Source organism: Curtobacterium sp. NPDC086286, from assembly GCF_044746255.1.
In the GTDB taxonomy this organism is placed as follows: domain Bacteria; phylum Actinomycetota; class Actinomycetes; order Actinomycetales; family Microbacteriaceae; genus Curtobacterium.
On sequence record NZ_JBIVBW010000016.1, the window covers coordinates 1 to 1,521 of the forward strand.

Here is a 1,521-nt window from a genome sequence, read left to right on the forward strand (position 1 = left end):
GGCCGCATGGTCTGGTGGTGGAAAGATTTTTTGGTTGGGGATGGACTCGCGGCCTATCAGCTTGTTGGTGAGGTAATGGCTCACCAAGGCGACGACGGGTAGCCGGCCTGAGAGGGTGACCGGCCACACTGGGACTGAGACACGGCCCAGACTCCTACGGGAGGCAGCAGTGGGGAATATTGCACAATGGGCGAAAGCCTGATGCAGCAACGCCGCGTGAGGGATGACGGCCTTCGGGTTGTAAACCTCTTTTAGTAGGGAAGAAGCGAAAGTGACGGTACCTGCAGAAAAAGCACCGGCTAACTACGTGCCAGCAGCCGCGGTAATACGTAGGGTGCAAGCGTTGTCCGGAATTATTGGGCGTAAAGAGCTCGTAGGCGGTTTGTCGCGTCTGCTGTGAAATCCCGAGGCTCAACCTCGGGCTTGCAGTGGGTACGGGCAGACTAGAGTGCGGTAGGGGAGATTGGAATTCCTGGTGTAGCGGTGGAATGCGCAGATATCAGGAGGAACACCGATGGCGAAGGCAGATCTCTGGGCCGTAACTGACGCTGAGGAGCGAAAGCGTGGGGAGCGAACAGGATTAGATACCCTGGTAGTCCACGCCGTAAACGTTGGGCGCTAGATGTAGGGACCTTTCCACGGTTTCTGTGTCGTAGCTAACGCATTAAGCGCCCCGCCTGGGGAGTACGGCCGCAAGGCTAAAACTCAAAGGAATTGACGGGGGCCCGCACAAGCGGCGGAGCATGCGGATTAATTCGATGCAACGCGAAGAACCTTACCAAGGCTTGACATACACCGGAAACGGCCAGAGATGGTCGCCCCCTTGTGGTCGGTGTACAGGTGGTGCATGGTTGTCGTCAGCTCGTGTCGTGAGATGTTGGGTTAAGTCCCGCAACGAGCGCAACCCTCGTTCTATGTTGCCAGCGCGTTATGGCGGGGACTCATAGGAGACTGCCGGGGTCAACTCGGAGGAAGGTGGGGATGACGTCAAATCATCATGCCCCTTATGTCTTGGGCTTCACGCATGCTACAATGGCCGGTACAAAGGGCTGCGATACCGTAAGGTGGAGCGAATCCCAAAAAGCCGGTCTCAGTTCGGATTGAGGTCTGCAACTCGACCTCATGAAGTCGGAGTCGCTAGTAATCGCAGATCAGCAACGCTGCGGTGAATACGTTCCCGGGCCTTGTACACACCGCCCGTCAAGTCATGAAAGTCGGTAACACCCGAAGCCGGTGGCCTAACCCTTGTGGAAGGAGCCGTCGAAGGTGGGATCGGTGATTAGGACTAAGTCGTAACAAGGTAGCCGTACCGGAAGGTGCGGCTGGATCACCTCCTTTCTAAGGAGCATCTGGCTCGTCGTGTCCTTCGGGGGACGGTGGGTCCAGGCGCCGGATCGAGACGAACGTTCTCGCCGGTAGCTCATGGGTGGAACATTGACAGTGCAGTCGGGAGCGCAGCTTCTGACCTCAGTACGCCGGGGCCTTCGTGGTTCGGGTTGGAACGGGTTGGGGGTGAGCGGT

The 1,521-nt window shown here is 57.8% G+C and carries 1 rRNA gene; it reads left to right on the forward strand.

The annotated features are described in order from the left end of the window. A 16S ribosomal RNA gene (locus ACIPKM_RS18540) occupies window positions 1–1,338 on the forward strand; the annotation flags it as partial. Window positions 1,339–1,521: the final 183 nt, after the last annotated feature.